A 23,085-nucleotide genomic window follows, 5' to 3' on the forward strand; every position below is an offset into this window, starting at 1 on the left:
GGTGGGGGATGGTGGCGGTGGGGGCGTACTGGGCGGCTTGGGCGTCGAACATGGAGGCGTAGCGTCCCTGGGCGGCCATGAGTTCGTCGTGGCTGCCGTGTTCGACGAGCCGTCCGTGGTGCAGGACGTAGATGTGGTCGGCGTGGCGGACGCCGGACATGCGGTGGGTGACGAGGACGACGGCCCGGTTCGGCGCGGCGAGCCGGCGGATGCGGTCGAACGCGGCGATCTCGGCTTGCGGGTCGAGGGCGGAGGTGGGCTCGTCCACGACGAGTACACCGTCGGCGTCCGAGGTGGAGCTGCGCCAGTGTGTGCGAGCGAGTCCGATCTTCTGCCATTCGCCGCCGGAGAGTTCGCTGGCGCCGCGGAACATCCGGGCGAGCAGGCTGCGAAGGCCGTCGGGGAGTTTCGCGATCACCGGCCCGGCATTCGCGTAGTCGACGGACGGCTGCAGATCCTGGGGACCGGCTTCCTGGGCCGGGCGGCCGATTCTGATGTTCAACGCGGCGGTCACGGGCCAGCGTTGGAAGTCCTGGGTGAGCAGCGCCACGCGGGCGAAGACCTCGGAGCGGTCGAGGGACGCGACGTCGGCGTCACCCCACAGCACGGTCCCGCTCTGCGGCAGGAGCAGTCCCGACAGCACCTTCATCAGGGTGCTCTTGCCGGAGCCGTTCTCGCCGACCACGGCGGTGACCGAGCCCATGGGCAACGTGAGCGACACCCCGTCCAGGGCGGGCGCTTCCCGGTCCGGATAGCGGTAGCCGACCTGGTCGAGCACGACCTGCCTCACCCGTGGGGGCACGGGGTCGCCCCCGCCGGGAATCCTGCGCCGTGCCGCCTCGTCCAGGAACCGGGCGTGGTCGCGGACGTAGAGGGACTCCTCGTGCAACTGGTTCACGTTCATCACCAGCGCGCCCAGGCTCGCCGAGCCGGACCGGACGGCGATGACGGCGGTCCCGGCCACGGCCAGGCTCATGCGCCCGCTCATGATCAGCAGGAACATGGCCGCATAGGTCGCCGCCATGGCGAGCCCGGACAGGGCGGCGGCCACCCACTCGGTGACGGCCTTGCCGGCGGCCAGCCGCTCCTGCTCCGCCTCGGCGCTCTCGGCCATGCGCTCGTAGCGGCTGAGCAGGAACGGTCCGACGGCGTGGATGCGGACCTCCTGCGCGGCGGTCCGCTCCGTGAGCAGGTTGCCGATGAGGCGGCTCGCCCGCACGTGCTCGATCCAGCTCATCACCGACACGTACCGTTCCTGCGCCACCCGCATCGCGCCCCAGCCGCGCGGCGCCGCGATCAGGACGAGCATCGGCAGCAGGACCGGGTGGAGGATGGTGAGGACGCCGGCCGTGGAGATCAGCGAGATGGTCCCGTTCAGCGCGGCCACGCAGGCACCGATCATGCGGCGGGCGGAGCCGGCGCCGTACTGGGCGACATCGATCAGCCGCCTGAACTCCGGGTCCTCGATGGCCTCCAGCTCCACCGACGCGGCGGCGGCCAGGTACTGGGTCGTGGCCGTCCGCTCGACCAGCGGCTCCAGTCGGCCCGCCCGCGAGGTGGACCATCCGGCCAGGCCCGAGTTCACGACGGCGGCCCCGGCGGCGGCGAGCAGTCCCGGCAGCACCGCGTGCAACCGCTGCTCAGGGGTTCCCGAGCCGAGCAGCGCGTGCATGACGGCGTTGACCGCGAGCAGCCCGACGGCCCCGGCGACACCCTGTCCGACCTCGCTGATCGCGACCGTGAGCAGCGCGCGGCGGTCCGCGTGCCATGCCATCCGCAAGGCCGCTCCGACGAGCCGGGGCATGGAACGCAGCGCCGACATCATCGTCAGGTCGAGCTGCGCACCCTCGTGCTCCGACCAGCCGAGGTCGTAGCGCAGCGGACCGCCGAACAGCTCCTGCTCGGCGTCGGAGACCTCCGGCTCGGCCATCCGCACGCGTCCGAAGAACCGCTTCACAGGACGCCTCCGTGCCGTGCGAGGTGGACGGGGGTCGGTGGTGCTGGTGTGTTCGCCGAAGTCAACGCGGTCCCCCTAGACGGTTGTGCGGCTGGTTCGTGTGGTTCAACGCGTCAGCCCGAACTTCGAACACATGTGTTTCGGTCGTGTCGGCACCCCCGGGGTTGTGCGCGTGTCGGAGCTTGTGGGGTGCACCGATCCTTGTCGTGCATGGGCTTGACGCCGAAGTGGTGATGGCCGAAACGCCGAGCGTGCCGTCGTGGCGGCGCCACTTCCTGCCCGGGGCGGCCCCGCGGACCGGCGGCGCGGCCGCTTGTGGGGTGTCGCGTCGTACGCCTGATCGACGATGTCACGCGGTCGGCGATGCGGGAGCGGGTTCGGACGGATGAAACGAGTGGCTCGGCACGTGCTGGGCGAAGCGGGACTCGTCGGAGAGATCACCGAACAGGGCGGCTGCCGTGACGGCAGCCGCTCCGTCGTGTCGGCGGCCGGCTCCAGCCCGTGCGGCGGAACAGCGCGCCCGACGCCGTCGCCCGACCCCCTACGAGATACCGCTCACGGCCGCGATCATGTCGGTGACCCCGGCGACCCCGCCCCGGGCCAGTGCCTCCCGCTGCAGGTCCGCTCCGGTGCCGCCCCGCAGCAGCCGGTGGACCAGTGCCCGGACCTCCCGCGCGTCCCCCGCATGCTCCAGCGCAGGGCCGACGTGCCGCATCAGCCGGCACACCACGTCCCCGGCACGGCGCGCCACACCGTCCGGGTCGATCAGTTCGCCGGACAGCCCCTGGCGGGCGGCCTGCCACATCGCGGCCTCCAACAGCTCCGGGTCCGGCTGCGGCCTCGGTTCACCGGCGTCGGCGTCCCAGATCGCACGCTGGACGAGGGCCCGTACGAGACCGGCGAACATCACGGCCTCGTCGGTGCGCAGCTGGACGTCGAAGCAGCGCACCTCGATGGTGGGGAAGCGCTCGGACAGCCGGGCCTGCCAGTACAGCTGGCCGGTGTCGGAGATGACACCGGAGTCCAGCAGGCGTTGCACCCGCCGGTCGTAGTCGGCGTCGTCGACGAAGTACGGGGGGATGCCGCTGACCTGCCAGCGGTCGAAGACCAACGTGCGCCAGGTGGCGAAGCCGGTGTCCTCGCCGTCCCACATGGGGGAGTTGGCGGACATGGCGGTCAGCACGGGCAGCCAGGGCCGTAGCCGGGTGAGTACCTCCACACCGGTGCGCCGGTCGGGCACGGCGGCGTGGATGTGCATGCCGTTGACGAGCTGTTCGGCGACCAGTTGCGGAGCCTGCCGCTGCATGGCCCGGTAGCGGGGCCGGTCCGTGACGGCTACGGACTCCGTGCACAGGGGCGGTGTGCCGCTGGCCAGGATGCGGCAGCCGAGTGCCTCCGCCGCCGCGGTGACGGCGTGCCGCAGCCGTAGCAGATGGCCTCCGACCTCCTCGAGCGAGCCGCAGATCGGAGTGACCACCTCCACCTGGGCCTCCAGCAGCTCGGTCTGTATCTCCTCCGGGGCGACGAACGGCTCGAGCCCCGCGGCCGCGCGTACCTTGTCCCCGTGCGCGGCAAGCCGTCCGGTGACCGCGTCGATCAGCAGGTATTCCTCTTCGACACCAACAGTGATCACGTCCCGTGGCACCTTCCGTCTCGCCGCGCCGCCCGCCGCCCAGGGAGCACGGAGGGTGTCCCCAAGCCGCGCCGTACGCGCAGGAGTGCCTCTCCGGCCTCCCGGAGAGTGCGTAGACCAAGTGGCCGAAACGGCCGGGACGTAAACGTGGCGGCGCCGGAGTCGCGGAAGCCGTACACGGGTGCTACGGCAGCCGCACGGGGGTACTCGGCACAGCTCGCGGGACTCTCGCGACCGTGACGGGAGGCTTCGTGACCATGCAGGTGAAAGACACCCCCGGCGAACGCCGCACGTCCGGACCGGACGCGGGCGGATCGCCCGACGGACGGAGGGAGACGTCTGTACGACAGGCCCCTCCGAGCGACGGGTCGACCACCGAGATGCCCGAGGGAACGCGGGACCGGGTCGCGCGGTTGCGCCACGTCGCCAGGGAACGTTTCGGCTGGAGCGACCTGGCTCCCGAGCAGACGGAGGCGATGGAGGCCCTGCTGGACGGCCGCGACGTGCTCGTGGTCATGCCCACCGGTTCCGGCAAGTCGGCCATCTACCAGGTGCCGACCGTCATGCTCGGTGGCCCCGCCGTCGTCGTGTCACCGTTGATCGCCCTGCAACGTGACCAGGTCGCCGGACTGAGGCGCAAGGACGTGCCGGACGCCGTGGCCGTGAACTCCGCACAGCCGGTGTCCGTCACCGACCGGGGCTGGCGGGCGGTCCGGGACGGCGAGGCCGAGTACCTGTTCCTGTCACCGGAACAACTGGCGAAGGACGACGTGCTGAAGCGGCTGCGCGCGCTGCGCCCCTCGCTGTTCGTCGTCGACGAGGCCCACTGCGTCTCCGCCTGGGGCCACGACTTCCGCCCCGACTACCTGAACCTCGGAGAGGCCGCCGAACGCCTCGGCCGCCCGCCGGTGCTCGCCCTGACCGCGACGGCCGCCGCCCCGGTCCGGGCCGACATCGCCGAGCACCTGCACCTGCGTGACGCCGTTGTCGTGACCACCGGTACGGATCGGCCCAACGTCCACCTGGCGGTGCACACCTTCACCGACGACCAAGCGAAACGCGACGCCGTCACCGGGTGGACGTCGGCGGCGCACGCCCCGGGCATCCTCTACACCGCCACCCGCAAGGACGCCGAGACGTACGCTGAGCGGCTTCGGCGGGAGGGCGTGGACGCGGCGGCGTACCACGCGGGGATGAAGGCGGCGGACCGGCGCCGCGTCCAGGACGGCTTCATGGCCGGGGCGCCCGCCGTGGTCGTCGCCACCTCCGCGTTCGGGATGGGCATCGACAAACCCGACGTACGGTTCGTCGCCCACGCGTCCGTTCCCGACTCCCCGGACTCCTATTACCAGGAGATCGGGCGCGCCGGCCGGGACGGAGCACCCGCTCGGGCCGAGCTGTTCTACCGCCCCGAGGATCTCGGGCTGCAGAAGTTCCTCACCGCCCGGACACTGGACACCGACGGCCTGCACAGGATCATGACCACCCTGCTGGGCGAGGACGCCCCGCTGAGCCGCAGCCGTGTGGCACAGCTGTGCGATCTGTCCCGCCAGAAGGCCACCGACCTGATCAACCTGCTCGAAGGTGCCGGCGCCGTGACCGTCGAGGGCGGGCGCCGCGCCGTGCGCGCTGTCCCGGGCCGCACGGCGGGCAAGGCCGTGGACGCGGCGCGGGAGGTGTTCGAGCGACGGCGCCGGACGGACCGTTCACGGATCGAGATGATGCGGGGCTACGCGGAGACGCGGTCGTGCCGGCGCCAGTACCTGCTCGGCTACTTCGGCGACCGGCCCGACGAGCCGTGCGGCATGTGCGACGTCTGCGACCGGGACCGCGCGGAGAACCGGGACCGGGACCGTGACGACCCCACCGGGACGGGGCCCCGGCAGGCCGCTGCGGCTCCCGCGTCCGGGCCCCGCGCGGCCTACGAGCCGAACGACGTCGTCCGCCACGCCGTGTGGGGCCGGGGCACGGTGATGAGCACGGAGGACGATCGCATCGTCGTACTCTTCGAGCAGGTGGGCTACAAGACGCTGTCCCTGCCGGCTCTCCGGGACCACGACCTGCTGACGGACCTGACGGACCCGGCCGACGCCTGAGCCGATGTTCTCCGAGGCCGGGGGAGGGAGGCGGCGGGTGGATCTGGACACGGTCGCCGATGAGCTCTACGGACTGCCGCCGGGCGACTTCACCACGGTTCGCGACACGCGGGCGAAGGCCGCACGCGCCGCCGGGAACCGGGAGCTGGCCGCCGAGATCCAGCGACTGCGCCGCCCCACGCTGGCCGCCTGGGCGAGCAACCTGCTGGTGCGCGAGCGGCCCGCCGAGGTCCAGACGTTGCTCCAGCTCGGTGAGGGGCTGCGGCAGGCCCACCAGGACCTGGACGGTGAGAAGCTGCGCGAGCTGTCCGTACGACAGCACCAGCTCACGTTCGCCCTGGCCCAGCAGGCCGCCCAGCTGACCGCTCAGGCCGGCCGGGGCATCGGTGAGGCCGCCCGGCAGGACGTCCAGGACACCCTGCAGGCCGTGTTGGCCGACTCCGAGGCGGCCGAGGAGTGGGCGACGGGGCGCCTGGCGAAGCCGCTGAGCGTCCCGGTCGGCTTCCCCGCCGCCACCCGGAAGCCGACCTCCCCGGCACCTACTTCCGGGCATGCCGCCCGGCCCGCCGCCGAGGTGGCCGATCTGGACGCGGCGCGCGCCCGGCGCGACGATGCGCGCAAGCGCCTTCAGGAGGCCCGGCGGCAGGCCACGGAAGCCCAGCAGGAGCTCCATGCCCGTGAGGGCGAGCTGGCCGCCGCCGAGAAGGAGCTGAACCGCGCGGACGAAGCCGAGCGGCAGGCCGGGCAGCGCGTCGCGGACCTGTCCCGGCGGCTGCGGGACGCCGAGAGTGAGCAGCGACAGGCGCGGGACACGGCACGCACGGCCCGCGATGAAACCCGAGCGGCGGACCGGGCCGTGCGCGAGGCGCGGCGCCGGGCCGGGGACACGGAAGCGCGCGCCCGGAAGCTTGCCGGACAGACGCGGCGCGGAACCTGACGCGGCGCGGAACCTGAGGCACCGGGGTGGGACCGCGGGGCGCCCGTGACCCTCGCGCGCACGGGGACCGCGAGCGCGCAGAAGGCCCTTCGGCACGTGCGCGCCCGGCCCGGCCCGGCGCGCGCGTGGGAGGCGGTGGTGCGAGCGTGAAGGCAGGCGGACAGTACCGGCCGCCGTCGCCGGCAGGACGGAACGGAGCAGGCCATGGCGCGGTCCATCTGGAGCGGAGTGATCACCTTCGGGCTCGTCTCGGTCCCCGTGGGGCTCTACACGGCGACCGAGGACCACACGGTCCACTTCCACCAGCTGCAGCGCGGCACCTCCGACCGGATCCGCAACCGGCGGGTGAACGAGCGCACCGGCGACGAGGTCGACACCGGCGACATCGTCAAGGGCTTCCCGGTCGGTGAGGGTGAATACGTCGTGGTCGAGCCCGACGAACTGGACGAGATCGCACCGGGCCGCTCCCAGACCATCGACATCAGCGACTTCGTCGCCCTGGAGGCCATCGAGCCGGTGTACTTCGACCGCACCTACTACGTCGCCCCGCGCGGCAAGGAGTACGCCAAGGTCTACGAGCTGCTGCGGGCGGCGCTCGCCGAAGGGAACAAGGCCGGTATCGCCACGTTCGTCATGCGCAACAAGCAGTACCTGACCGCGTTGCGCGCGGAGGGCGACGTGCTGGTGCTGCAGACGCTGCACTGGGCGGACGAGGTGCGCGACCCGGGCAGCGAGCTGCCCGAGCTGCCCTCGGGGCGGGCAGGCAGCGGCAAGGAACTGCGGATGGCGCTCCAACTGGTCGACGCCCTCAGCGGGGACTGGCAGCCCGAGCGGTACCACGACACCTACCAGGAGAAGGTGCGCGAGCTGGTCGAGGCCAAGGCGGAGGGCCAGGAGATCGCGGTGGCCGAGGCGCCGCCGGAGGCGACGAACGTCGTCGACCTGATGCAGGTCCTCGAAGGCAGCCTCCAGGCGGCCCGCTCCGGCCGCGACGGCAAGAAGGCGGCCCCGCGGCAGACCGAGTCCGCCCAGCGCAAGCCCGCCCGCACCGCCGGGGACGGCAGGACGGCGAAGGCACAGGACCGGAAGGCACCGCCGAAGAAGGCCGGGACGGCGCCGGCCCGCTCACGCGGCCGCGGCGGCGACGGCAGGAGCGAGCTGCGGAAGCTGAGCAAGGCGGAGCTGTACCAGCGCGCGGCCGAACAGGAGGTCGCCGGCCGGTCCAAGATGAGCCGAGAGGAGCTCGTCGACGCCCTCGCGGCCGGTGGCCGCCGCCGCAAGACGAGCGCCGCCTGACGGGGGCTCGCGCCGCATGACCGGAGTTCCCGCCGATGACCGGGGTTCTCACCGCGCGACCGGCCCCGATCGCTATCACCTGCGGCTCTTTTCCGGCGGCCGGTTGGTGCAGCACGGCTGGTGGGGGAGCGAGGGGACCGCACGGGACAAGTTCCGGCGCTGGATCGGCGAGTACGGCGGCATGCCCGACGCCCGTGTCACCCTGACCGACGAGAACACCGGCGAGGTGCTGGCCGCGTGGCCGGACCAGCCGTAGGCCCGGCCGGTGGTCGGCGAAGTGGCGGCGGCCGGCCTCAGTTGGCCGCGGTGAGCGCGAGCGCGGTGAGGATGAGCCCGTAGGCGGCCACGGTCAGGACGGTCCGTGCCAGGCGCCCGCCGCGCACCCGCCGGGGCGGCGGCGGGGCGAAGCAGCAACAGGGCTTCGACGGGTGCCAGTAGGAGGAGTCCAGCCAGTAGGAGCCCAGGAGCCGGGTGGTGGTAGGGAGGGAGGCGTCGTCGTCCATGTGCGTGCCAACGGCGGCCGGGAGCGCCGGGTTTCGGTGGTGGGCAGGGACGGCACCGGACCGTGACCTTGCATAGTTGAAGGGCATCTGCCACGGGGGGATCCACCTCCGCCCGGATCGGCGTCGTGCGCTTTCCGCGCCCGGCCCGGCGCACCACCCACCGGCTCAGCCGGCGTCCACGGGCCGGTCGACGCGGTACAGGTAGTGGGTCGGGGCGTCGACGGGATTGTCCGGCTCCAGCTCCCCGACCCCGACCCGACGCAGCCCGGCGCGCTCCAGCGCCCTCCACGAGCGGCGGTTGGCCGCCACCACGGGTACGAGAACGCAGGGAGCGAGGGGGTGCTCGGCCCAGGTACGGTCGATGAACGAACGGATCATCGCCGTGCCGATGCCCTGTCCGGTGTGCCCCGGGTCACCGATCAGGTAGTCGATGGTCAGAGAGCCGTCGGGCACCGCGACGACGGCCGCCAACTCGGCTGAATACTCTGGGTAGTCGCACAGGCGTGAGCGCTGAACCAGGCCGATCGGCCGGCCGTCGACGCAGGCCAGGAAGTCCTCGGAGGGTTCCTCGCCGCGAGCGGCGGGACCGAAGTCGCGTGCCACCGCCTCTGCGGTGGTCTCGTGATTCCACCAGCGCGCCACATGGGGCTGGAGCAGCCACGTGCGCAGCAGCGGGAAGTCCCGCTCCCCGACCCGACGCCATGTGATCTCCACGCGGCACCCCCCGGCTCTCATCTCCCATTATTCACGCGGTTCCTCACACCGTGCCGGCCGTCCGTGCGCGGCGCCGGGTTCCCTGATCCTCACGTGACTCAGGTCACGACGCGCGGTCGGGGGCTCCCGTCCCGGGGCGCCGGCTGTCGACCACGCGGCCGGCGCGCTGGAACCGCTCGCCTCCCGCCGTCGTCTTGTGCGCTGACTGTGAACGAAGCGGGGACGTGGGGGACGCTGTGACGCGGAACGTGACGAAGGCAGGCCTCATGGTGGCGGCCATGGCGACGGTGCTCGCGGCCTCGGCCTGTGGCGGGAAAGCCGGCGCTGCGGCCGGGGAGAGCGGAGCGACGCTTCCCGCGCACGGGAAGGGCCGGTCGGTGGCGCGCTCCGGGGCCGGGAAGCCGTCCGGTGCGGCGCAGGCGTCCGTCGGCGGTGTGACGAAACTGTCCGGGGTCGCGGGGGCAGCGGTTGCGCCCCTGACCCGGAACGTGCCGTGGAACCTGGACATCCTGGACCAGCGGTCGCGGCCGCTCAACGGGAAGTTCACCGCCACCGCCACCGGCAAGGGCGTGCACGTCTACGTGATCGACACCGGAATGGACATCGCCCACAAGGAGTTCGGCGGACGCGCCCACCTCGGCGCCGACTTCGTGGGCCCCAAGGACTCAGGTGACTGCTTCAGCGAGGCGGGCACCGGCCACGGCACGTTCGTGGCGGGCATCATCGGCGGGGCGAAGTACGGGGTGGCGCCCAAGGCCGAACTCGTGCGGGTCCAGGGCATCTTGTGCGAGAGCGAGGGCGGCGGCTCCCCGGGGGCGGCCGAGGCTGCGCTGGTGAAGTCGGTCAAGTGGGTCACCGCGCACGCGCGGAAGCCCGCGGTGGTGAACATGTCCCTGAACCTCGACCACCGCTCCTCCGCCCTGGAGTCCGCCGTGAAGAAGATGGTGGACGCGGGGATCCCGACGGTGGTGTCGGCCGGCAACTTCCACGACGACGCCTGCAAGCACTCCCCGGCGGGCGTGCCCGGCACCATCGTGGTGGCGGCCTCCACCCCGAACGACCGCGCGTGGAGCGACGGCGGCTCCTACGGATCGGACTACGGACGCTGCGTGGACCTGTACGCCCCCGGCCAGAAGGTGACCGCCGCTCTGGCCGGAGGCGGTACGACCACGGAGGCCGACGGCGCGACGTCCTGGGCCGCACCGCACGCGGCCGGCGTGATCGCGCTGTACCTGTCGGCACACCCCCACGCCACGGCCCACCAGGTCCACGTCTGGCTCGACCGCACGGCCACTCGCGGTGTCCTGCGCGGCATCCGATCCGACACCCCCAACCGGCTCCTGAACACGGGCGGCCTCTGACCGGCCCTGCCCCGGCGGCGCCGGGCCGCACGGTAGGTGGGGCGGCACCCACAGCGCCTTGGGGCCCGGGTCCGGCTCTTGGACCGCCGGGAGCCGTCGGAACCCGTCGGGACGACGGCTCAGTACGTCCAGTTGCGCAACGAACTGAAGTCGACGGCTCGTTCCGTCTCCCGCAGCAGGCGAGCGGCCGCCCTGCTGACCTCGGCGGGCACGTCGCCCATCTCCGCCACCAGCCTGTCGTAGACCGGTATGTCTCCCCACGCCAGGCGATGGCCGTCCTGCTGTGTCACTGTGCTGACCTTTCCCCCTGTCGTGCAATGTTGCTCCGCGAGTCTACGGGGCCCTCGCCGTGAGCGACGCCCGTTGGCGCTGCCGGGCTGGCCTCCGAGGGGTTGGGTGGGGGCCGCGGGGGAGGTACGCGCGGGGTCGGCCGTGGCGAGGGCGTCAGAGCGTCTTGATCTGGCCGCCGTCGATGACGGTCTCCGTTCCCGTGATGTTGGCGGCGAGAGGCGAGGCGAGGAACAGGACGAGGTCGGCGATCTCGTGCGGTTCGGTGATGCGGCCCGAGCTGATGCCCATGCTCTGCGGCACGACACTGTCGAGCGCTTCTTGCGCGGTGGTGCCGGCGGCCGCGGCGGTGGCGTCGGCGAAGCCGCCCGGCGCGGTCCAGAAGGGAGTGCGGACCGGCCCGGGGGCGATCGCGTTGACGCGGACGCCCTGAGGGGCGAACTCCTCGGACAGGGACTTGTTGAGGTTGGTCAGCGCGGCCTTGGCCGCCGAGTAGTCCACGACCATCGGGAAGGGCAGCCGGGCGTTGATCGAGCTGATGTTGACGATCGACGCGCCGTCGGCCGCGACCAGGTGGGGGAGGGCCGCACGGCTGGCGCGCACGGCGCTGAAGAACGTCAGGTCGAAGATCCGCTGCCAGTCGGTATCGGTGACCTTGAGGAACGACTCGCGGGGCTCGGCGACCCCGACGTTGTTGACGAGGATGTCCAGCCGCTGGTGGCGTTCCACCGCCTGCTGGACCAGCGTCTCGGCCCTCTCCGCGGTGGACAGGTCCACGGCCACGATCGTGACGTCGTGGTCGGCCGCCAGGGCCTCCAGCTCGTCAGTGGCGGTGCGGCTGCCCGCGACGACCTTGACGCCCTCGCGGGCGAGCCGGTCGACGACGGCCAGGCCGATGCCCTTGCTGGCTCCGGTGACGACGGCGACTTTGTCCTTGAGGTGCAGATCCATGACGGTCTCTTTCTGGAATGATCGATACATAACAATGGTAGGGGGAACCGGGGAAGCGTGCGCGGCGGCAGCGGGCCGGCGGTTCCCGGGGATGTCAGTCCAGCGCGCGCAGCGCCGCGGACAGGGCGTCCTCCATGAACTCCCTACCCATGCGTGCCCGGCCGGCGACGCGGATTCCCTGGATGAACGTCGTCAGGAACCGGGCCAGCTCCCGCGGGTCCTTCCCGGGCGACAGTTCGCCCCGCGCCTGGGCCCGTTCCAGGGCCCCGGCGAGGAGTGACTCGACCTGCCGGATCGCGGTGCTGACGCGGTCCGCCGCCGCGGGCTGGTCGGCACACTGCGTGGCCGCGTTGACCACCAGACAGCCGCGCGTGGGGTCGGTCAGGTCCGCCTCGACCAGGATGCTGACCACCTTGCGGACGGCGGTCCGGATCTCGGTCTCCTCCTCCAGGATCTTCTCCAGGTCGCCACCCTGGAGGGAGGCATAGCGTTCGAGGGAGCGGATGTAGAGCTGCTCCTTCGAGCCGAAGGCCGCGTAGAAGCTGCCGCTGCCTATCGACAGCTCCTTCAGCAGGTCCTGCAGGGATGTCTCGGCGTAGCCCCGGCGCCAGAACAGGTCCATGGCGCGGTCTACCGCCTGGTCGATGTCGAACTCCCTGGTACGTGCCATACGGCCACACTAGCCCGCTTTCTGGAATAGTCAATCAACTATTTCGCGTCCGGGTGGTCGGCGACGCCGAGCCGGCTGTGGAGCCGGAGCCGGAACAGGCGTCGGCGGGGGCGGGGTGTCGGGCAGCTGAGCAGTTCGGCGAGTTCCGTTCCCCATCAACTTGAAGCACACATAGCCGAGTTCGCGGGCCGCAGCCTCGAAGTGCCTGCGATTGCCGCCGTGTCCGCGAACAACCGGGGCGACGGCTGCCGCCGCGAGCTCGTCGACTGTCAGGACGCCCCCAGTATCGGGCTGCCGGAGACACGACTTCCGCCCGCGCTTCGGGGCCGTGCGTGGCCGGGCCTGACCTGACCTGGCCTGGTCTCCGGGCAGCGAGGAATCCGTGCCATAGAGAGCCGAGACCTGCTCAGGGAGTGTGGCGGGCGTCTCCTCGCTGTGCGCTCCGTGCCGTAGACGGCAGCCCGCCGTTGGAACCCGATTTCCGTGGTGTGTCTCGTGTCACGCACCCGAATTGTCGCCCAAGTTGTGTGCATCACAGCGCAAATGTCCTTTTAGCGTCCATGCTCTACACGGCTACCGACTTCCGAAGTGGAGCCCATCGGCAATCCCTTGGGCACGAAGTTCTCAAGACGCCCATGACGCAGCACTCGCGACGTTCCTCCTCGTTCCCCAGGAAAGGTGCCCCACCATGGCCGCTTACGTCTGTCCTCCTGCCGTGATCCACGGCGAGCACGCCGTGAAGACCAGCGAGATCGTGGCCGAGGTGCGCGACCGCCACCCGAACGCGGCCTGGGAGCCGCGGATCGACGGCATCGCGGCCAGCACGGGCATCGAGACCCGCGGGTGGATGCTGCCCCTGGAGACCGCCGTCGCGCCGGGCAACGGCAGCGGTCTTCGCTCCCTCGGCGTCGACGCGGCCCAAGAGGCGCTGGCCCGTGACGGGTTCAGCCCGCAGGACGTGGACCGCGCGATGGCCGCCCTGGAGGCGATACCCGCGCCGCAGACCGTCCAGGAGCGCACCGCACCGGCCTGGGAGGCCGTGCAGTCCTACGGCGAGCGTGCCGCGCGCGGAGCCCTGCAGATCGCCGGACTGGACGTCGCGGACGTCGACTGCCTGATCACCAGCAACTCCACGACCCCCGCGCTGCCGGGGCTGGACGTCGCCCTGGCCAACCGGCTCTCCCTGCGCGAAGACGCCATGCTGCTGCCGGCCGCCCAGTGGGCCTGCGTCGCCGGTACCCGTTCCCTCGCGCTTGCGGCGGAGCTCGTGGCCGCGGACCCCGACCGGGTGGTCCTGGTCGTGATCGCCGAGGCGCTGAGCACGACCTACCAGCCCGCGGACGACACGCTCGAGTCCCTGATCGTCCGGCTGCTGTTCGCGGACACCGCGGTCGCCGTCGTGGTCACGGGCCGCCGGCGGCGCGAGTCGGTGCTGCGGCTGGACGCCTCCTGGAACCACACCCTGCCCGGCACCCAGGACCTGCACCGCCTGGAGACGCGGTCCGACGGCACCCACTTCGTGATGGACCGGCGCGGCCCGCGCGCCGTGCAGGAGACCGTCACCGCCATGTGGGAGTGGTTGCGCGTCCGCTACCAGGACGAGCCCGGCTCCTGGCACCCCGACGTGCTGCTCGCCCACCCCGGCGGCACCCGGGTGCTGGAGTACATGGAGCAGACCATGCCCGAGACGTGGCCGTCCGGGCTGCTGGACCACAGCCGGGACAGCTACACCACCGGCAACCGCGGCGGCGCCGCCGTGTTCGACATCATGCGGCGGGCGTACGACGCAGGTCAGGAGCCGGGCAACCGCGCCGTCCTGTACGCGGCGGCGCCGGGCCTCAGCGCCACCGCCCTGGCGGGAGAGTGGCTGTAGGCCGAAACGCCCCACCCGCACCGGCGCGGGAGACGCCCGCGACGGCAACGGTCACCACCCCGTCACCGCCGCGGGCGCCCGCCGTAGGTACCGCCGTACCGTCCGCCGTGCAGCCGTACCACCCGCACAGCCGTACCACCCGTACGTCCGCCCAGGACCGCCCCGCCCCACGGCCGCGTCACCTCGCGACCTCCGCCCAGATCACCTTGCCCGTGTCCGTCCACCGCACCCCCCACCGGGTGGTGAGCCGGTGCACGACGCGCAGGCCGCGGCCGCCGTCGTCGAAGGGGGCGCCCCGGCCCAGACGCGGCCTGCCGTTGCCGGTGTCGCCCACCTCGCACAGCAGCCCGTGGCCGGCCCTGATCAGCCGCACGGTGACGGGACCGGTGGCGAACCGCACCGAGTTCGTCACCAGCTCGCTGACCAGCAGCAGCACGTTGTCCCGGGTCTCCTCCCTGATACGCCATTGCCGCAGCAACACGGAGACGTACCCACGGGCCCGGGCGGGCGCGTCGTAGCGGGCGGGCAGCCGCCAGGTCGCGGTGTCCCCCTGGCGGTAGCCGATCATGCGCGCGAGCAGCAGGGTCACGTCGTCGCGCTGCCGCACGGGCGCCAGCGTGGACACCACGTGCCGTGCGGCCCTGGGCAGGGCGTCCCAGGGGTGCACCGTGGAGACGGCTTCCGTCAGCCTGCCGATGCCCTCGTCGATCGACATGCTGGGATCCTCGACCAGGCCGTCGGTGTAGAGGGCGAGCAGGGAGCCCGGCGGCGCGTCGAATGTGTGCACGTCAAACGGCTCGCGGAGTGCGAACTCCGCGCCCAGGCCGGGATGAGGACGGACCGCGAGCGGACCCGCGTGTCCGTCCGGTGAGACCAGGACCGGGGGCAGGTGCCCGGCGCTGGACAGCGACACGCGGTGGCTGACCGGGTCGTAGAGGGCGATGCAGCATGTCGACCCCAGAGCGCTGTAGCCCGCCGCCAGCCCGGACTCCGCGTCGTCCAGCATCGTCACGGTGTTGTCCAAGTGCTCCAGCACCTCGTCGGGCGCGAGACCCGCCGACAGCAGGGCGCGGGCCTCCATGCTCAGCTGGCCCATGGTCGCCGCTGCGCCCAGACCGTGCCCGACGACGTCTCCGACCACCAGCGCGGTACGGCCGTCCGGCAGCGGAAAGCTGTTCACCCAGTCGCCGCCGACGCCCGCGCTGTCGGGTGTGGCCGGCTGGTAGACGCTCGCGATCTCGACGGTGTCGCCGCCGGTCCGCGGCAGCAGCCGGCGCTGCAACGCCAGCACCTGCGTGTGCTCACGCTGGTGCTGGCGGGCCAGGTCCACGTGATGGGCGGTCCTGGCCACCAGTTCCTGCAGTTCGAACAGCTCGCTGTCACGGAAGGGGCGGTCCGCCCGCCGCCAGACCTCCGCCACGCCCAGCACGACCGGCGGCTCGCCGTCCAGGACCAGCGGTATGCACGCCACCCCGGCCGACCGGTCACCGGGCACCAGCGCACGCATCACCCGCGGACTGCCCAGCACCCGCTCGACCGCCTCCCGGTCGGGGATCACGATGGCCTGCGGGGCGTCGTCCCGCTGCACCGCCTGCGCCAGCATCCGGCTCGCGTCGCTCGGAAGATCGTCGCCCGGAGTCACGTACCCCTCGGGCCACGCTCGGTCCGGCACCAGGGCCGCCCGCCGCAGCCGGATGCGGCCCCGCGTCTTCTCGGTGACCCCCTCGCCCGTCCACACCGCGAAATCGAGGTCGATGGCCGCCACGTCGCCCCAGGCCAGCAGCGACTCGGCCAGCGACTGCGCGGTCTCGCCGATGTCCAGCGAGGTCCCGATCGCGGTCTCGGCGGCGTACAGGTGCAGCCTCCTGGCCATGGCGATAACGGAGACGGTCAGGCTCTCCTGAGGCATCGCGGCGGGCAGGATGCTCAGCGACACCACCAGCTCCGAACCCTCGGCGCGCCGCAGCCGCTGGATCCGCGCGACATGCGCCTCACCGGTCTCCATGACCTGCCGCAACCGCCGGGTGACCGTCGGCACGTCCCCCGGTGGCAACAGATCCACGAAAGGACTCCCGGGCGCGGCGTCCAGACCCGCGAACACGGGGGCGTCCAGGTTGCAGCGGGTGATCCGCAGGTCCCCGTCCAGGTTGATCGCGCCGAGGATCTGGTCCTGTCGGCCGGCCGTCCCGTTGTCCGGTACGCGCCGACCGGGAGTGCTGTCACCCTGCGCGTCGGCGGCACCGCTCTCCGCTGTCGCCCCTCCGCCCGGGATGTAGCGGCTGAGGGCACTGCTGACCAGGCCGAACGGCGATGAGGACGAAGGGGAGGATGTGGAGTCCATGCGGCTCTCTCGGCAATCCCCGGCGCTGCGCCGGGACCGTACTCGGACCCGTGCGACCGGGCCCCGAGATCCCTGACCGCACACCTCATTGAATAACACCGGGAGTCGCTTCGCCCACAGCGGCGGATCACGCGCCGGACGTGCACAGTGAGATGCGCCGAGGCGGCGGGGCCTGCCCCGCCCTGTGGGGATCCGTCAGGCGCCGAAACCGCGACCGGCACCGGACACCGAGAGTCGGCCTCGGGCTTGACCTTGACACGTTGGTAAGGTGTCCCCTGGGTGCAGGAGGTGGTCCCGATCGACGCGACCAACGGAACACCGCAACACACCCGCCTGACCCGGGCCCTGAGCGCCGAGGCGCCGTCGGTCCGGCTCCAGGCAGCCCTGGCAGCCGGCTCGTCCGCCGCTCCCGGCTTCCTGGAACCGCTGATCGAGCGGTGCGCGGCCGAGCCCGACTTCTTCGTACGGGACATGCTGTCCTGGGCCCTGACCCGGCTCCCGCCGGAGATCACCCTGCCCCGGATCCGCCAGGAACTCGACTCCCAGCACCCCCAGGCCCGCAGTCAGGCTTTGCACACCCTCTCCAAGATCGGCGACAGGATGGTGTGGCCCTGGATCACGGGCGACATGCTGTACGACGCCGACGACGAGGTCGCGCGGACCGCGTGGCGCGTCGCGGTCGCCCTCGTACCCGAGGGCGAGAAGGAGGACCTGGCCGCCGCACTGATCACGCAGCTCGGCCGCGGCGGCCGCGGTGTGCGGCTGAGCCTGAGCCGTGCCCTGGTCGACCTGGGCGACGAGACCAGGCCGGTCCTCGCGGAGGCCGCCGACGATCCCGACCCCGCGGTGGCCGCGCACGCCCGTGCCACCGAGTGGCTCCGGCAGCACCCGGAGGCCGGTCTCGACGAGGCGAAGCGCGTCGTCATGCTCGGTCCGGAGGGAGCGGCCGCGGCCGATGCGGCTTCCGGGGCCGCCCGGACCGTGGGGACCGCCGGCACCGGGGGGACCGCCGAGCCAGTACGGGCCGCCGAGGCGGTCGGAACCGCCGAGGCGGTGGGGGCGGGGCCCGCCGGGACGACCGAGGCGACGGGGGGCGCCGAGATCGCCGACGTCCCGGAGACTGCCGAGGTCCCGGAGACTGTGGAGTCCGCGGAGACTGTGGAGTCCGCGGAGCCCGTGCGGTGTTGATCGGCGAAGTGGCCCGCCGCTCGGGGGTGAGCGCTCGGATGCTCCGGCACTACGACGCGCTGGGGCTAGTGCGCCCGACCGGCCGCACCACGGGCGGCTACCGCGAGTACTCCGCCGAGGACGTCCGCAGGATCTTCCACGTGGAGAGCCTGCGGTCCCTCGGGCTCTCGCTCAAGCAGATCGGGCGCGCGCTGGAGGACCCGGCCTTCACCCCCGCCGCCCTCGTCAGCGACCTGATCCGGTGGACGGAAGACCGTCTGGAGCGGGAACGCGAACTGCTTGAGCGGCTCCACGCGATCGACGCGTCGGCGCCCGCCGGGTGGCAGGACGTCCTGCGCGTCGTCGAGCTCATGCAGGGGCTCAACTCGACCAGTGCCGCGCGCAGGCAGCAGACGGTCCTGGCCGGCCCGGACAGCGGATCGGCCCCCGCCGAGCTGCTGGCCGGGGCGGTCCTCACCGAATCGGACCCCAACGTCGCCGGCGCCCTGCGCTGGGCGCTCGCCCGGTCGGGCGGCGACGGCATGGCGACGTTGGCCGCGGGCGTGCGCTCGCAGGACGTGGCGGTGCGGCGGCGGGCGGTGATCGCCATCGCCGGGATGCCCGAGGCGCCGGGGACGACCGCTGCTCTCGCGGACGTGCTCGCAGACCCGGACGCGACGGTGCGCGGGCACGCCGCCCTGGCCCTGGGCAGGCGTGGCGTGTCCGCGGCCGTGCCGGCACTGGTCCGCATGGTGGTCGAGGGGCTGAACGACGTCGACGCGGCGGAGGTCCTGGGAACGCTGTCCCAGGACCCAGCGCGCGCGGACCGGATCCTGACCGCCCTGGCCGACGAACTCGCCCGCCCCACAGCGGACTCCGCCAGCCGCATCCGCATCACCCAGGCACTGCTCGAACTACCGGGTACCACCGCGCGGGACACCCTGCGCCGACTGGCCCATGACGACGACCCCGCTGTCGCCCTCATCGCCTCGGCCTTCTCCGGAGTCCTCGACGACCGGTCCCGCGAAGCGCGGGAGGGCGAGGACGGCTGAAAGCGCGGGGCCGAGGAAACGGAGCCGCGCCCGTCCGTCGTCGCCCACCTTCGATGTGTCTCATGAGACACACGGTGGCCTCGGAGCCCGGGCCCACCCGCCCGCCTCGCCGTGCGCCGCCCCATCGAGGCGGCCCTGCTCGGCTGAGCCGGGAGCCATACCGCTCGAGGACCCGGCTCAGCCCGTGATCCTCAGGACTGGACCGTGAGGGTGCACAGCCGCTTGGTGGCGCGAGTCAGGGCCACGTACAGGTCACGCTCGCCGCCGGGGCGGCCGGCGGTGATCCCGTCGGGGTCGACCACGACGGTGGCGTCGAACTCCAGGCCCCGCGCCTGCGAGGCCGGCACCAGTCGGGCGTGCTGCTCGATCCCGGCCGCCGTGAGCCGCTCCGCCCTGTCGTCCGCGCAGATCACCCCGATCAACTCGCCCGGGTGCGCCGCTCCTTGTTCCCGCAGCTCGCGCAGGAGCGCGGTGACGAGCGACTCCGCAGCGGTGGCGAGGGTCCGGGGCGCCTCGCCGTGCCGGATCGACCGGATCACCGGCCGGCCGGGGGCGATCCGGGCCAGCAAGTCCCCCGTCACGGCGAGGATCTCCTGCGTGGTCCGGTAGCTGACGGTCAGGGTGCGCAGGTCGAAGCGGCGTCCGAGTTCCGGGCCGAGTGCCTCCTTCCAGTCCCGGGCCACCGTCGTCGGGCCCGCCTGGGCGAAGTCCCCGACCAGCGTCATGGACCTGCCCGGGCAACGGCGCATGATCATCCGCCACTGCATGACGGTGAGTTCCTGGGCCTCGTCGACGACGACGTGCCCGAAGACCTGCTCAGGCGGCCCGTCCACCAGGCTCGCCGCCTCGTCGAGAAGCGGCACATCGGCGTCCGTCCAGGGCGCACCAGGCCTACGTCGCAACAGCGCCCGCTCGTCGGCGGTGAGCTCCGGCAGATGAGCGGCCAGCGCGTCGGCGTCCGCCAGCAGGGACCGCACCACCTCGCCGGGCGTGAGCCGCGGCCACAGGTCCTCGACGGCCCGGTCGAGCAGGGCGTCGTCCAGGAGGTCGGCGCGCACCGCCTCGGCGTCGAACGCGTCGGTACCGGTGGAGGGCGCGTCGTCGATTCCGAGGCGGCGCAGATCCGCCGCCGCGGCCCGATCCAGATCCAGGCCGGTCAGCTGTGCCACCTCCGCGTCGATCCGTTCGAGCGCCTCGGCGCCGCTGCGGGCCAGCTCCCGGACGAGGGCGTCGACCAGCAGCTCCTTGAAGTGCCGACGCGCCCGGTTGTGCGCGAGACCGCTGGTCCGTGCCGACTCCCGTGCCTGTACGACCTCCCCGTCCTGCAGCCGGACCCATTCCTGTCCGACGCCGATCTCGAAGTGGCCGTCCGGGGCCTGCCGTGAGCGGACGGCGGCGGCCAGCCCGTCGGCCAGTGCGGCACCGCCTTTCAGGCGGGCCACCTCGACCGGGTCGGCAGCGCTCGGCGTGACGCCGGCCAGCTCCTCACAGGTCGCCAGCACGACGTCGTTCTCCCCGAGCGAGGGCAGCACCTGGCTGATGTATTCGAGGAACCGCGCGTTCGGTCCCAGCACGAGCACACCGCGCTCGGACGCCTTCGGGAACGCGTACAGCACGTACGCGGCACGGTGCAGCGCCACCACCGTCTTGCCGGTCCCCGGACCGCCCTGCACCACCGTCACCCCGCGGTGCGGCGAGCGCACGATGGCGTCCTGCTCGGCCTGGAGCGTGGCAACGGCCGTACCCATCCGGCCCGTTCGCCGTTCCTGGAGCGCCGCCGTCAGCGGGCCGTCGCCGACCACGTCCTGTCCGGTGGGTGCGGAGCCGTCGAGCAGCTCGTCGCTCACCCCCACCACCGAGCGGTCCGCCAGGCGCAGATGGCGGCGCCGCCGCAGCTCCATGGGGTGAACCGGCGTCGCCTCGTAGAAGGGCCGCGCGGCCTCCGCCCGCCAGTCCACCAGTACGGGCAGCTCGTCCGACTCCCTGTGCAGCCCCAGCCGACCGATCCGCAGGACGGTTCCGTCCGCCCGGTCGATCCGGCCGAAGACCAGCCCGTCCTCGGCCCCTTCGAGTCGGCGAACCTCCCTCGCCAGTCGTCCGGCCGCCACCTCCCTCTCGTACACCTCGCCCGCGGCGTCGGCCGGCGAGGCGAGAACCCGTGCCAACTGCTCCCGCGCGCCGGCCAGCCGCTCGTCGAACAGCTCGCCGATGAAAAGGACTTGAGCCCGCTCAAGCTCCACCTCGCGCGCGGCGACGTCGTTGATCTGAGACAAGAAAAAGCCCTCTCGGCTCGACCGCCCGTTTGTCGAGGCGCCACTATGCAGAGGGTTTCCGGGAAAGTAAATATTGACCAAACCGGGTGGAACGTGTCCTGCGGTGCGGTGGCGCGGTCGCTGGTGGCTCAGACACCGAGGGGCAGCGAACGAAGTCCGGCGTCCAGAACACGGATCAACTCACCGACCCGGCCGCCGCCATCCGGCGCAGCCGGGAAGCGCCTGAGCACGTCGACGACGGCCGGTGCCGCACGACGCACCGTCCGCTCGAGGCTCTGGGCGCCGACGGCCCGATCGTCCCCGGCGACCAGTTCGGCCGCTCTGGCCGCGTAGGCGCCGGCTCCGAGGATGTGCTTGACCTGGGTGGACTTGGCCAGTGGATGCAGATAGGCGGCGCCTGCCGCGGACATCGCCGCCCACGCCGCCTCCCGGGCGGCCGCCGTCTCGGCGCCCTTGGCCGCCTTGAGGGCCGCCGACGCCGTGTCGCGCAGGGCCTTCCCGCGTTCGCCGCCCCGAGCGAACTCCCACGCGGCACCGACGGCCTCTCGGGGCCGCGAGTCGTTCGGCTGATCCGCCTCGAAGATGCCGAGCACCGTCTCCGCGCACGCGGCGGCGAACGCCGCGACCTCACGAAGGTCCTGCTTGCTCAGAACGATCTCGCTCGCGTCCTCGGCCATGGTCCCATTTTCCCCCCATCGCGGACTCCCGGATCGACGGCCTTCGGTCATCCGAGCGCATACGATGTGGGGCAAGCGGAGTCGTAGCGCAGAGGTCGACGCGCGCGGTCTCCAAAATCGCGAGGACGCCGGTTCGAATCCGGCCGGCTCCGCCCGCTCCAGCCGTGCGAGGCACGCACACGGCGACGAACCGGCCACGGACGGGTCGCGTTGCCCGGCCGCCCGTGCCACGGTTCTGCTCAGCGCAGTACGGCTGCCGGCAGGTCGGTCCCCAGGGCCGTCAGGTCGGGCAGGTTGAGGCTGTAGCGGATGTAGCGGATGTAGCGGACGTAGCGGCCCTGTCGGCGGCCCGTGAGGAGACCCGCGCGGCGCAGGACGGGGCAGCCTCGCCGCAGCGACACTCCTGTGCGCCGCGGCTGCCGGGCCGCTCGCCGCTGTCGTCATGCCTCCCGGCGTGGCTCAGAAGTCGTCCGCGCCGTTGCGGAGTTCGGGGGTCCAGTAGCCGGTGAGGGCCTTCGCGGGGTCCACGGCGATCCCGCCGCTGCCGGGTGCGTCGACGGCCTTGACCGTGGAGTCGCCCTCCAGCGTGACGGAGAACGCCGACACTGGCTCGTCGTCCTCGTCGACCCCACCGTCCGACAGCTTCACCAGGGCATAGGCGGGAGCCCCCGCCGTGAGCACGACCGGTGCGGCCGGCTTGCTCCTGGCGACCACCGGGACGTCCTGCTTGTGGCTCTCCAGGAACTGGATGTGCGGCGCACCCGCCAGCCGGCAGGAGTGGCCGGAGGTGTTCTTCGCCGTGAGGACGATGTGGGTGTAGGGCGGACCACCCTGTGTGGCGGCGGTGACGGTGACGTCCCGGGCGGTGCAGACCCGGGCGGCGGCGGACGCCTGCTCTCCGGTCGAGCCCGCGGAACCACCCTTGTCGGCGCGGTGGGTCGAGCCTTTCGACGCCGTCGAGTGCGCCTGACCGGTCGAGCCCGTCGTACCGGACGCGCTGGTCCGTCCGTCGGAAGCCGCCTTTCCGGTCGTCGAAGAGGTCGCCGCGGGAGCCGACTTGGTGGCTGTGTCGCTCTGGCAGGCGGTGAGGGACAACGCAAGCGCCGCGCCGGCGGAGGCGAGCAGCATGGAGCGGTGGAGCGAGAGGTTCATGGAAGGTTCCCCGTGAGTGGTGCGGGGCCGCGGCTCGTGCCGTCGGCCAAAATCGTTCTTCGGCCTTCAGTCGACCACCGACCGGCCATGTGTCCCAGGCGGTTCCACCGGCAGAACCACTGTCCGTCATACTTCTGCCGGGGG

At 72.5% G+C, this 23,085-nt stretch carries 20 protein-coding genes and 1 tRNA gene; 9 read left to right on the forward strand and 12 right to left on the reverse strand.

The genetic code is table 11. The features are described 5' to 3' along the window. Positions 1–1,930, reverse strand: a 1,930-nt coding sequence (locus tag V7E45_RS19935) for an ABC transporter ATP-binding protein (RefSeq protein WP_333775565.1), incomplete at its 3' end; no start/stop codon positions are given. Between the two features lie 568 nt (positions 1,931–2,498). Then, positions 2,499–3,590 carry a carboxylate-amine ligase gene (locus V7E45_RS19940; RefSeq protein ID WP_333775543.1) on the reverse strand — a complete coding sequence of 364 codons (1,092 nt, stop codon included), beginning with the start codon at positions 3,588–3,590 and terminating at the stop codon, positions 2,499–2,501. A 380-nt stretch (positions 3,591–3,970) separates the two neighbouring features. On the opposite strand from V7E45_RS19940, the gene V7E45_RS19945 reads away from it, so the two are divergent. The 4 genes from V7E45_RS19945 (at position 3,971) to V7E45_RS19960 (ending at position 8,175) form a co-directional block, all read left to right on the forward strand. Then, positions 3,971–5,686, forward strand: coding sequence for a RecQ family ATP-dependent DNA helicase (locus V7E45_RS19945; RefSeq protein WP_333775544.1), 1,716 nt, complete (start codon positions 3,971–3,973; stop codon positions 5,684–5,686). Between the two features lie 37 nt (positions 5,687–5,723). Further along, positions 5,724–6,623, forward strand: coding sequence for a hypothetical protein (locus V7E45_RS19950; protein ID WP_333775545.1), 900 nt, complete (start codon positions 5,724–5,726; stop codon positions 6,621–6,623). 204 nt (positions 6,624–6,827) lie between these two features. Beyond that, positions 6,828–7,919 carry a non-homologous end joining protein Ku gene (gene ku, locus V7E45_RS19955; RefSeq protein ID WP_333775546.1) on the forward strand — a complete coding sequence of 364 codons (1,092 nt, stop codon included), beginning with the start codon at positions 6,828–6,830 and terminating at the stop codon, positions 7,917–7,919. Between the two features lie 16 nt (positions 7,920–7,935). Next, entirely contained in the window at positions 7,936–8,175 is a 240-nt protein-coding gene (locus tag V7E45_RS19960) for a hypothetical protein (protein ID WP_333775547.1), read from the forward strand. A gap of 37 nt (positions 8,176–8,212) precedes the next feature. On the opposite strand, the gene V7E45_RS19965 is transcribed toward V7E45_RS19960, so the two are convergent. Next, positions 8,213–8,422, reverse strand: a complete 210-nt coding sequence (locus V7E45_RS19965) for a hypothetical protein (RefSeq protein WP_333775548.1) — start codon at positions 8,420–8,422, stop codon at positions 8,213–8,215. Between the two features lie 165 nt (positions 8,423–8,587). Beyond that, a complete protein-coding gene (locus V7E45_RS19970; protein ID WP_333775549.1) occupies positions 8,588–9,136 on the reverse strand; it encodes a GNAT family N-acetyltransferase in 549 nt (182 codons plus the stop codon). Positions 9,137–9,384: 248 nt separating this feature from the next. On the opposite strand from V7E45_RS19970, the gene V7E45_RS19975 reads away from it, so the two are divergent. Further along, positions 9,385–10,497 carry a S8 family peptidase gene (locus V7E45_RS19975; RefSeq protein ID WP_333775550.1) on the forward strand — a complete coding sequence of 371 codons (1,113 nt, stop codon included), beginning with the start codon at positions 9,385–9,387 and terminating at the stop codon, positions 10,495–10,497. Between the two features lie 119 nt (positions 10,498–10,616). Here V7E45_RS19975 and V7E45_RS19980 read toward each other — a convergent pair whose 3' ends face one another. The 3 genes from V7E45_RS19980 to V7E45_RS19990 all read right to left on the reverse strand — a co-directional run bounded on the left by V7E45_RS19980 (position 10,617) and on the right by V7E45_RS19990 (position 12,406). After that, positions 10,617–10,787: a hypothetical protein gene (locus tag V7E45_RS19980; protein WP_333775551.1), complete on the reverse strand. Its 171-nt coding sequence runs from the start codon at positions 10,785–10,787 to the stop codon at positions 10,617–10,619. 154 nt (positions 10,788–10,941) lie between these two features. Beyond that, positions 10,942–11,736 carry an SDR family NAD(P)-dependent oxidoreductase gene (locus V7E45_RS19985; protein ID WP_333775552.1) on the reverse strand — a complete coding sequence of 265 codons (795 nt, stop codon included), beginning with the start codon at positions 11,734–11,736 and terminating at the stop codon, positions 10,942–10,944. Between the two features lie 94 nt (positions 11,737–11,830). Next, complete coding sequence (locus tag V7E45_RS19990; protein ID WP_333775553.1) at positions 11,831–12,406, reverse strand: TetR/AcrR family transcriptional regulator; 576 nt, start codon at positions 12,404–12,406, stop codon at positions 11,831–11,833. A 688-nt stretch (positions 12,407–13,094) separates the two neighbouring features. On the opposite strand from V7E45_RS19990, the gene V7E45_RS19995 reads away from it, so the two are divergent. Continuing rightward, the gene (locus tag V7E45_RS19995; protein ID WP_333775554.1) at positions 13,095–14,279 is read left to right on the forward strand and encodes a type III polyketide synthase; all 1,185 of its coding nucleotides are present in this window, start codon (positions 13,095–13,097) and stop codon (positions 14,277–14,279) included. Between the two features lie 178 nt (positions 14,280–14,457). Here V7E45_RS19995 and V7E45_RS20000 read toward each other — a convergent pair whose 3' ends face one another. Next, the gene (locus tag V7E45_RS20000) at positions 14,458–16,620 is read right to left on the reverse strand and encodes a SpoIIE family protein phosphatase (RefSeq protein WP_333775555.1); all 2,163 of its coding nucleotides are present in this window, start codon (positions 16,618–16,620) and stop codon (positions 14,458–14,460) included. A gap of 279 nt (positions 16,621–16,899) precedes the next feature. Between V7E45_RS20000 and V7E45_RS20005 the strand changes: the two genes are divergently transcribed. Together V7E45_RS20005 and V7E45_RS20010 are read left to right on the forward strand one after the other, a co-directional pair. Continuing rightward, positions 16,900–17,808 carry a HEAT repeat domain-containing protein gene (locus tag V7E45_RS20005; RefSeq protein WP_333775556.1) on the forward strand — a complete coding sequence of 303 codons (909 nt, stop codon included), beginning with the start codon at positions 16,900–16,902 and terminating at the stop codon, positions 17,806–17,808. Next, positions 17,802–18,839: a MerR family transcriptional regulator gene (locus V7E45_RS20010; RefSeq protein WP_333775557.1), complete on the forward strand. Its 1,038-nt coding sequence runs from the start codon at positions 17,802–17,804 to the stop codon at positions 18,837–18,839. Before V7E45_RS20005 ends, V7E45_RS20010 begins: the two co-directional genes overlap by 7 nt. Positions 18,840–19,030: 191 nt before the next feature. Here the strand turns inward: V7E45_RS20010 and V7E45_RS20015 are convergent, their stop codons facing one another. Then, the gene (locus V7E45_RS20015; RefSeq protein ID WP_443056103.1) at positions 19,031–21,103 is read right to left on the reverse strand and encodes a HelD family protein; all 2,073 of its coding nucleotides are present in this window, start codon (positions 21,101–21,103) and stop codon (positions 19,031–19,033) included. 137 nt (positions 21,104–21,240) lie between these two features. Beyond that, the gene (locus tag V7E45_RS20020) at positions 21,241–21,789 is read right to left on the reverse strand and encodes a putative immunity protein (protein ID WP_333775559.1); all 549 of its coding nucleotides are present in this window, start codon (positions 21,787–21,789) and stop codon (positions 21,241–21,243) included. Positions 21,790–21,866: 77 nt separating this feature from the next. Between V7E45_RS20020 and V7E45_RS20025 the strand changes: the two genes are divergently transcribed. Further along, a tRNA-Trp gene (locus V7E45_RS20025) sits at positions 21,867–21,941 on the forward strand. Between the two features lie 87 nt (positions 21,942–22,028). On the opposite strand, the gene V7E45_RS20030 is transcribed toward V7E45_RS20025, so the two are convergent. Next, positions 22,029–22,190: a hypothetical protein gene (locus tag V7E45_RS20030; RefSeq protein WP_333775568.1), complete on the reverse strand. Its 162-nt coding sequence runs from the start codon at positions 22,188–22,190 to the stop codon at positions 22,029–22,031. 58 nt (positions 22,191–22,248) lie between these two features. Beyond that, complete coding sequence (locus tag V7E45_RS20035; RefSeq protein WP_333775560.1) at positions 22,249–22,941, reverse strand: DUF4232 domain-containing protein; 693 nt, start codon at positions 22,939–22,941, stop codon at positions 22,249–22,251. Positions 22,942–23,085 lie beyond the last annotated feature (144 nt).

Source organism: Streptomyces sp. IBSBF 3136 (genome assembly GCF_036815105.1).
Classification (GTDB): Bacteria; Actinomycetota; Actinomycetes; order Streptomycetales; family Streptomycetaceae; genus Streptomyces.

Bases quoted from the DNA above. Each gene is read 5' to 3' on its own strand.
- V7E45_RS19945 (WP_333775544.1), top strand. From the start codon at position 3,971: ATGCCCGAGGGAACGCGGGACCGGGTCGCGCGGTTGCGCCACGTCGCC.
- ku (WP_333775546.1), top strand. From the start codon at position 6,828: ATGGCGCGGTCCATCTGGAGCGGAGTGATCACCTTCGGGCTCGTCTCG.
- V7E45_RS19960 (WP_333775547.1), top strand. From the start codon at position 7,936: ATGACCGGAGTTCCCGCCGATGACCGGGGTTCTCACCGCGCGACCGGC.
- V7E45_RS19965 (WP_333775548.1), bottom strand. From the start codon at position 8,422: ATGGACGACGACGCCTCCCTCCCTACCACCACCCGGCTCCTGGGCTCC.
- V7E45_RS19985 (WP_333775552.1), bottom strand. From the start codon at position 11,736: ATGGATCTGCACCTCAAGGACAAAGTCGCCGTCGTCACCGGAGCCAGC.
- V7E45_RS19990 (WP_333775553.1), bottom strand. From the start codon at position 12,406: ATGGCACGTACCAGGGAGTTCGACATCGACCAGGCGGTAGACCGCGCC.
- V7E45_RS19995 (WP_333775554.1), top strand. From the start codon at position 13,095: ATGGCCGCTTACGTCTGTCCTCCTGCCGTGATCCACGGCGAGCACGCC.
- V7E45_RS20000 (WP_333775555.1), bottom strand. From the start codon at position 16,620: ATGGACTCCACATCCTCCCCTTCGTCCTCATCGCCGTTCGGCCTGGTC.
- V7E45_RS20020 (WP_333775559.1), bottom strand. From the start codon at position 21,789: ATGGCCGAGGACGCGAGCGAGATCGTTCTGAGCAAGCAGGACCTTCGT.
- V7E45_RS20035 (WP_333775560.1), bottom strand. From the start codon at position 22,941: ATGAACCTCTCGCTCCACCGCTCCATGCTGCTCGCCTCCGCCGGCGCG.